At 74.2% G+C, this 7465-nt stretch carries 6 protein-coding genes; 4 read left to right on the forward strand and 2 right to left on the reverse strand.

Annotated features, from left to right (window positions below; translation table 11 throughout):
* Positions 1-56: 56 nt before the first annotated feature.
* Entirely contained in the window at positions 57-383 is a 327-nt protein-coding gene (locus tag ET526_RS16235) for a DUF962 domain-containing protein (RefSeq protein WP_135468937.1), read from the reverse strand.
* Positions 384-478: 95 nt separating this feature from the next.
* Between ET526_RS16235 and ET526_RS16240 the strand changes: the two genes are divergently transcribed.
* From ET526_RS16240 to parE, 3 genes are all read left to right on the forward strand, one after another.
* The gene (locus tag ET526_RS16240; RefSeq protein ID WP_135468939.1) at positions 479-2080 is read left to right on the forward strand and encodes an MFS transporter; all 1602 of its coding nucleotides are present in this window, start codon (positions 479-481) and stop codon (positions 2078-2080) included.
* Positions 2081-2311: 231 nt separating this feature from the next.
* Positions 2312-2830: a DNA starvation/stationary phase protection protein Dps gene (dps, locus tag ET526_RS16245; protein WP_135468941.1), complete on the forward strand. Its 519-nt coding sequence runs from the start codon at positions 2312-2314 to the stop codon at positions 2828-2830.
* Positions 2831-2965: 135 nt separating this feature from the next.
* Positions 2966-4954, forward strand: coding sequence for a DNA topoisomerase IV subunit B (gene parE, locus ET526_RS16250; RefSeq protein WP_135468944.1), 1989 nt, complete (start codon positions 2966-2968; stop codon positions 4952-4954).
* A gap of 44 nt (positions 4955-4998) precedes the next feature.
* Here the strand turns inward: parE and ET526_RS16255 are convergent, their stop codons facing one another.
* A complete protein-coding gene (locus tag ET526_RS16255) occupies positions 4999-5706 on the reverse strand; it encodes an alpha/beta fold hydrolase (RefSeq protein ID WP_135468946.1) in 708 nt (235 codons plus the stop codon).
* Between the two features lie 133 nt (positions 5707-5839).
* On the opposite strand from ET526_RS16255, the gene ET526_RS16260 reads away from it, so the two are divergent.
* Positions 5840-7465, forward strand: a 1626-nt coding sequence (locus ET526_RS16260; RefSeq protein WP_338025370.1) for a DEAD/DEAH box helicase, incomplete at its 3' end; no start/stop codon positions are given.

The raw sequence follows: 7465 nt of genomic DNA on the forward strand, positions 1-7465 counted from the left end.
GGGAGGCGTATAGTCCCGCAGCCGGGACGGGTCAGCGGGGGATGTGCGGGGAAGGGCTACAGCCCGTGCCGGCGCAGCTCCGGCCCGAGGCGGAGGGTCGCGGCCAGCCAGGCCATGCGCAGATCGCCGCGCAGCGACCACAGCGGATAGGTGAAGGTGGCCGGCCGGTTACGCTCGATCGCGAGATGCGACACCCAGGCGAATCCGTAGCCGATGACCGGCGCCAGCAGCACCACCCACCAGGGGCCGAGCAGGACCCCCCACACCAGGGCCACCAGCGCCAGCCCGGTGCCGGCGACGTGCACGGCGCGGGTGGCGGGGGCGGCGTGCTCCCGCAGGTAGTAGGGCCAGAATTCCTCGAAGCTGCGGAACCGCTCGGCCATGGCGGAAACGATCTGGGCGGTGGGGGGCGGGATTTCCAGGCCCTGCCCCGCCTGTTCCGCTTCCGCTGGCGGCGCGCCCGCTGCACCCTGGGGCGATGCCCCTCGCCCTGCCCCTGCCGCGCGCCGCCGCGCCGCTGCGCCACGCCGTATTCCGCACCCTCTGGCTCGCCACCCTGGCGAGCAACATCGGCATCTGGATCCAGGGCACCGCGGCGGCCTGGATGATGACCAGCCTCGATCCCCGGCCGCTGATGGTCAGCCTGGTGCAGGCCGCCTCCATGCTGCCGGTGTTCCTGCTGGCGCTGCCGGCCGGGGCGCTGGCCGACATCCTGGACCGGCGTCACTTCCTGATCGGCGCCCAGGCCTGGATCCTGGCGATGGCGCTGCTGCTGGCAGCGCTGACCGCGGCGGAGGCGCTCGGCCCCTGGGGGCTGCTCGCCCTCACCTTCGCCATCGGGGCGGGGACGGCGATGAACTTCCCCGCCTGGGCCGCCACCACGCCCGAGCTGGTGCCACGCGAGGACTTGGTCGGCGCCATCGCGCTGAACGGCATCGGCTTCAACCTGGCCCGCGCGGTGGGCCCGGCGATCGGCGGCTTCGCCGTGGCCGCGGCAGGGCCGGAGGCGGCCTTCGCGCTGAACGCCCTCACCTTCCTCGTGCTGATGCTGGTGCTGATCCTGTGGCGGCGGGAGCGCGGCGCCTCCCGCCTGCCGAAGGAGCACCTGCTCTCGGCGATGCGGGCGGGGCTGCGCTACGTGGCGGCGACGCCGTCCATGCACGCGGCGATCCTCCGCGCCTGCACCTTCTTCTTCTTCACCGCCGCCGTGTGGGGGCTGATGCCGCTGCTGGTGCGCGAGCGGCTCGGCCTCGGGCCCGAGGCCTTCGGGCTGATGCTCGGCGTCATGGGGGCGGGGGCGGTCGGGGCGGGCTTCGTGCTGCCGGCGCTGCGCGGGCGCATGGGGCCGGATGCGCTGGTGTTCTGGTCGTCGCTGCTGGCGGCGGCGGCGATGGGGATGCTCGCCCTCTCGCGCCACTGGCTGCCGGCGGCGCTGGCGATGCTGGCCTATGGCGGGGCCTGGATCGCCGCCGGCAGCACCCTGGCCGCGGCGGCGCAAATCGCCGCCCCCGCCTGGGTGCGGGCGCGGGCGATCGCGATCTACCAGCTCAGCTTCTTCGGCCTGATGGCGCTGGGTTCGGCGCTGGCGGGCTGGCTCGGCGGGCGGTTCGGCATCGCCGCGGCGATGGGGCTCGCGGCGGCGGGCGGGGCGGTGGCGGCGGTCGCGGTGCGGGGCTGGAGCCTGGCCCCGGCCCCGCCCTCCGCCGCGCCGGCCCATCCGGTGCCGAAGCCGGAGGCGCCGGCGGCCGAGCTGCAGGCGCTGCTCGGCGAGGATTCCGGGCAGGTGCTGGAGGTGGTGCGCTACCGCATCGATCCGGCCGAGCGCGACGCCTTCCTCGCCGAGATGCGGGAGGTGCGCCTGGTGCGGCTGCGCGCCGGCGCCGTCTCCTGGCGGCTCTACGAGGATGTGGCGCACCCCGAGCGCTATGCCGAGCTCTGGGCCGTCCCCTCCTGGACCGAGCATCTGCGCGAGGAGCACCGGCTGACCGAGGAGGACCTCGCGATCCTCGGCCGCGCCGCCGCCCGCCACCGTGGCGAGGGGCCGCCGGAGGCGGCGCGCTATCTCAGCATCGCCCCCTAGGGCGGATCGCGAACCGCCGGAAACGGCCGGGTGCGCGACCTTGCCCCGCGGACAATGAACCAGGGCCGTTGCCGCGAACGAGGCCGGGGGGAAGCGGCTCCGGGCGCGGCGGGCAACCTTCCCGGCCGGGGACCGTTCCCCCGCCGCACGCCCGGGCCCGCCGCGTTCCGGGGCCTTCCCCCCGCGGCGCGGCACCCCATCCTTGAGCGGCAACGAGAGAGGAGCAGCAGCATGGCGAAATCGTCCGGCAAGGACGCCAAGGTCCTGCCAACCCGCAACGACGTCCCCGACAACGCGAAGCAGGTCTCGATCGGCATCCTGCAGGGCTGCCTCGTGGACACGATCGACCTCTACAACGCCACCCGCCAGGCGCACTGGAACGTGAAGGGGCCGCATTTCGGCGCGCTGCACGAGCTGTTCGAGCAATTCTACACCGATCTCGCCGTGGCCTCCGACGACCTCGCCGAGCGGATCGTGCAGATCGGCGGCATCGCCAGCGGCACCACCCAGACCCTGGCCTCCCAGACCCGGCTGCCCCCCTACCCCACCGACCTGCTGGCCGGGATGGACCATGTGGCGGCCCTGGCCGAGCGCTACGCCCAGGTCGCCAAGACCCTGCGCGCAGGCATCGAGGAGACCGAGGAGGCGGGCGATGCCGACACGGCCGACCTGCTGACCGAGCAGTCCCGCGCCATGGACAAGAAGCTCTGGATGCTGGAGGCGCATCTCGGGCCGGACAAGGCGCGGTAGGCCGGGGGTCGTTCCCGGCCGCCTCCCGCCGAAGCTCCGCCGGGCGCCCCTGCCCGACGGGGCCGGCGCGACTCCTCATCCGGATTGTCGCGCGTCGCGGGTAGGGGTATCTTGGCGGCAACAGGGGAACAAGACATGAACGACTTGTTCGGCGGCCGCCGGCCTGCACGCGGAGCCGCCAATGCCAGCGATGCCGCCGCCTACTCCGCCAAGGACATCGAGGTGCTGGAGGGGCTGGAGCCGGTCCGGCGCCGGCCGGGCATGTACATCGGCGGCACCGACGAGAACGCGCTGCACCACTTGGCCGCCGAGATCCTGGACAACGCCATGGACGAGGCGGTGGCGGGCTTCGCCGACCGCATCGAGGTGACGCTGGAGCCGGGCAACTGGCTCACCATCCGCGACAACGGGCGGGGCATCCCGACCGACCCGCACCCGAAATTCCCGAAGCTCTCCGCCCTCGAGGTGATCCTCACCACCCTGCATTCAGGCGGGAAATTCTCGGGCAAGGCCTACAGCACCTCGGGCGGCCTGCACGGCGTCGGTTCCTCGGTGGTGAACGCCCTGTCGGAGCGGCTGGAGGTGGAGGTGGCGCGCGACCGCACCCTCTTCACCCAGGCCTTCGAGCGCGGCAGGCCGGTCACCAAGCTGAAGAACGCCGGGGCGGTGCACAACCGCCGCGGCACCGCCATCCGCTTCCGCCCCGACCCCGAGATCTTCGGCAGGCAGCAATTCTCCGCCGCCAGGCTCTACCGCCTCTGCCGCTCCAAGGCCTACCTGTTCCGCGGCGTCGAGATCCGCTGGGCCTGCGACCCCGCCCTGGCCGGGGAGGCGGTGCCGCCCCAGGCGGTGCTGCACTTCCCGGGCGGTCTCTCGGACTTCCTCGCCTCCGCCGTCGAGGGGCGCAGCGCCGTCGTCCCCGCGCCCTTCGCCGGCGAGGCGGAGTTCGCCGAGGCGCAGGGCCGCTGCGAATGGGCCATCACCTGGCTGGAGCAGGGCGAGGGCTTCCTCAACACCTACGCCAACACCATCCCGACGCCGCAGGGCGGCACGCACGAGGCGGGGCTGCGCGCGGCGCTGGTCAAGGCGCTGCGCGCCTATGGCGAGCTGAAGAAGGAGCGGCGCGCCGCCGCCGTCACCGCCGAGGACCTGCTCTCCGGGGCAGCCGGCATGCTCTCGGTCTTCATCCGCGAGCCGCATTTCCAGGGCCAGACCAAGGAGAAGCTGACCAGCCCCGAGGCGGCGCGGCTGGTGGAGGCGGCGCTGCGCGACCGCTTCGACCACTGGCTGGCGGGCGACCCCACCACGGCGGACAACCTCCTCGCCTGGGCGATCGAACGCGCCGAGGAGCGCCTCCGCCGGCGCGAGCAGAAGGACACGCCGCGCAAGAGCGCGACGCGCAAGCTGCGCCTGCCCGGCAAGCTCGCCGACTGCGCGCGGGAGAGCGCGGAGGGCACCGAGATCTTCCTGGTCGAGGGCGATTCCGCCGGCGGCTCCGCCAAGCAGGCGCGCGACCGCGAGACCCAGGCGGTGCTGCCGCTGCGCGGCAAGATCCTCAACGTCGCCTCCGCCTCCGCCGACAAGCTGCGGCAGAACCAGGAGCTGAAGGACCTGATCGAGGCGCTGGGCTGCGGCGCCGGGGAGCGGTTCGACATCGCCCGCTTGCGCTATGGCCGCGTCGTCATCATGACCGACGCCGACGTGGACGGGGCGCACATCGCTGCGCTGCTGATGACCTTCTTCTACAAGGAGCTGCCCGAGCTGGTGCGGCAGGGGCGGGTGTTCCTCGCCCAGCCGCCGCTCTACCGCCTGCAGGCCGGCGGCAGGTCGCTCTACGCCCGCGACGACGCGGACCGCGAGCGGCTGCTGAAGAAGGCGTTCAAGCCGAACCAGAAGGTGGAGGTCAGCCGCTTCAAGGGCCTCGGCGAGATGCCGCCCGCCACGCTGAAGGAAACGACGATGGATCCGCGCCGGCGGACCCTGCTGAAGGTGGTGCTGCCGCCGGAGGAGCGCGCGAGGACCTCCGAACTGGTCGAGGCGCTGATGGGCCGGAAGCCGGAGCTGCGCTTCCGCTTCATCCAGGAGAACGCCGCGCGGCTCGACGAGGCGGCGGTGGACGTCTAGAGCGGATCGCGGAACCGGGGCGGACTGCGCGGGCAGGGCCGGCCTCAGCCCGGCGGCGCGTCCAGCCAGGCGCGCAGCAGGGCGGTGGTCGCCGCAGGGTCCTCGAGCGGCGGCAGATGGCCGCAGCCGGGCAGACGCGCCAGGCGCGCGCCAGGGATCAGCGCCGCCATCTCCTCGGAGAGCGCGGGCGGCGTCAGCGCGTCCTCCTCCCCCACCGCCACCAGCGCCGGCACGCGGATGCCGGGAAGCAGCGGCCGAGAATCCGGCCGGCCGAGGATCGCCGCCTGCTGGCGCAGGAAGGCGTCGCGCCCGACCCGCTCGGCCATCGCCATCACCTCCGCCGCCACCGGGCCGCCCAGATGGGCGGGGTGGACGAGCTGCGGCAGGAGGCGCGGCGTCACGCCGCGGAAGGTGCCGGCGCGGGCGAGCGCCATCAGCCCGCGGCGCCGGCGCGCCTGCTCCGGCGTGTCCGGGCGCGCGGAGGTGTCGAGCAGGGCGAGGCGCGTCACCCGCTCCGGCGCCCGGCGCAGGATCTCGAAGGCGACGTAGCCGCCCATGGAAAGCCCGCACAGCGCGAAGCGGGGCGGCGCCGCGGCCAGGGCGCGCGCGGCCAGGGCGGAGAGGGAATCGTCGCGGGTGAGGTCGGCCACGACGCAGCGCGCCCGGTCGCCGAGGCCGGCCACCTGGTCGCGCCACAGGCGGGCGTCGCAGAGCAGCCCGGGCAGCAGCAGCAGGTCCTGGGGCGGAGGCATGGCCGCCGCATAATCCCCGCGCAGAAGGCGAACAATGGCCGGAACCGCTTGATTCCGCGCCGCGCCGGGCGCATATGCCGCACGGACCTGGAACGGCGCGCCCCCTCGCGGTGGCCGCCGGGCGCCGCGGGGCATCCGAGATGTCCGCCGAGGCGGCGCCGTCCCGCGAAGGAATCGACGGCACTTGAGCGATACGTCCGACCGGCCCGCAGCGGCATCGGCCGAGCCCGACCACACCATCCCGGCGCCCGAGGCTCCCGCCCCGGATCAGGGAGCCGAGCCCGCGCCCGTTCCCGCCACCGGGGAAGGCCCGGACCTCCCGCCCCCGCAGCCCAGCGAGCCGGCCGCGGCCCCCGCCGGGGACGTCCCGGTGCCCACCGCGGCGGCGGAGGAGGTGCCTGCGGGCACCGCCGGGGAAGACTCCGAGGAGGCGGACGGCGCGGAGGAGGAGGAGGCGGAGGAGCCGCCCGAGCCCCGGGTCACCTTCGCCGATCTCGGCCTCTCCGAGCCGGTGCTGCGGGCGGTGACCGAGGCCGGCTACGTCCGCCCCACCCCGATCCAGGAGCAGGCGATCCCCGTCGTGCTGATGGGGCGCGACGTGCTCGGCACCGCCCAGACCGGCACCGGCAAGACCGCGGGCTTCACCCTGCCGATGCTCGACATCCTGGCCTCCGGGCGGGCCAAGGCGCGGATGCCGCGCTCCCTGATCCTGGAGCCGACGCGCGAGCTCGCGCTGCAGGTCGCCGAGCAGTTCGAAAAGTACGGCAAGTATCTCCGCCTCACCCACGCCCTGCTGATCGGCGGCGAGAGCATGGACGAGCAGAAGGCCGTGCTCGAGAAGGGCGTCGACGTGCTGATCGCCACGCCCGGCCGCCTGCTCGATCTGTTCGACCGCGGCCGCGTCCTGCTCGCCGACGTGAAGGTGCTGGTGATCGACGAGGCGGACCGGATGCTGGACATGGGGTTCATCCCCGATGTCGAGCGCATCGTCTCGCTGCTGCCGCCGATCCGCCAGACGCTGTTCTTCTCCGCCACCATGGCGCCGGAGATCCGGCGCCTGGCCGACGCCTTCCTCTCCAACCCCAAGGAGATCTCGGTGGCGCCGCCGGCGAGCGTGGCGGCCACCATCACCACCGGCCTCGTCTTCGTGCGCGAGCACGACAAGCGCGAGGCGCTGCGCCGCCTGATCCGCCGCGAGCAGGTGCAGAACGCGCTGATCTTCTGCAACCGCAAGGTCGATGTGGAGGTCCTGTACCGCTCGCTGAAGCGGCACGGCTTCTCCGTCGGCGCCCTGCATGGGGACATGGACCAGCCGGCGCGCTTCGCCACGCTGAACCGCTTCAAGGCGGGGGAGCTGCAGCTCCTGGTCTGCTCCGACGTCGCGGCGCGCGGCCTCGACATCGGCGGCCTCTCCCACGTGTTCAACTTCGACGTGCCGTTCCGCGACGAGGACTACGTCCACCGCATCGGCCGCACCGGCCGCGCCGGGCGGGAGGGCCGCGCCTTCACCATCGCCACGCCCGACGACGTGAAGCTGGTGGCGGCGATCGAGGCGCTGACCGGCAAGCCGATCCCGCGCATCGAGATCGACGGGCTCGACTCGATCAGCGCCGAGGAGCTGGCCGAGGCCGCGGCGGCGAGCAGGTCCCGCCGCGGGCGCGGCGCCGCCTCCCGCAGCACCCCGGCGGCCCGGCGCGGCGGCGAGCGGCGGGCGGCGGAGCCCCGGCGCGAGCGCGGCGCGGCGGCGCGCCCGGCCGGC

This window comes from Crenalkalicoccus roseus (genome assembly GCF_004761865.1).
Classification (GTDB): domain Bacteria; phylum Pseudomonadota; class Alphaproteobacteria; order Acetobacterales; family Acetobacteraceae; genus Crenalkalicoccus; species Crenalkalicoccus roseus.

What these genes read in the sequence shown, in the direction of transcription:
- ET526_RS16240 (WP_135468939.1), top strand. Translation starts at nt 479, where the DNA reads ATGCCCCTCGCCCTGCCCCTGCCGCGCGCCGCCGCGCCGCTGCGCCAC.
- ET526_RS16235 (WP_135468937.1), bottom strand. Translation starts at nt 383, where the DNA reads ATGGCCGAGCGGTTCCGCAGCTTCGAGGAATTCTGGCCCTACTACCTG.
- dps (WP_135468941.1), top strand. Translation starts at nt 2,312, where the DNA reads ATGGCGAAATCGTCCGGCAAGGACGCCAAGGTCCTGCCAACCCGCAAC.
- ET526_RS16255 (WP_135468946.1), bottom strand. Translation starts at nt 5,706, where the DNA reads ATGCCTCCGCCCCAGGACCTGCTGCTGCTGCCCGGGCTGCTCTGCGAC.
- parE (WP_135468944.1), top strand. Translation starts at nt 2,966, where the DNA reads ATGAACGACTTGTTCGGCGGCCGCCGGCCTGCACGCGGAGCCGCCAAT.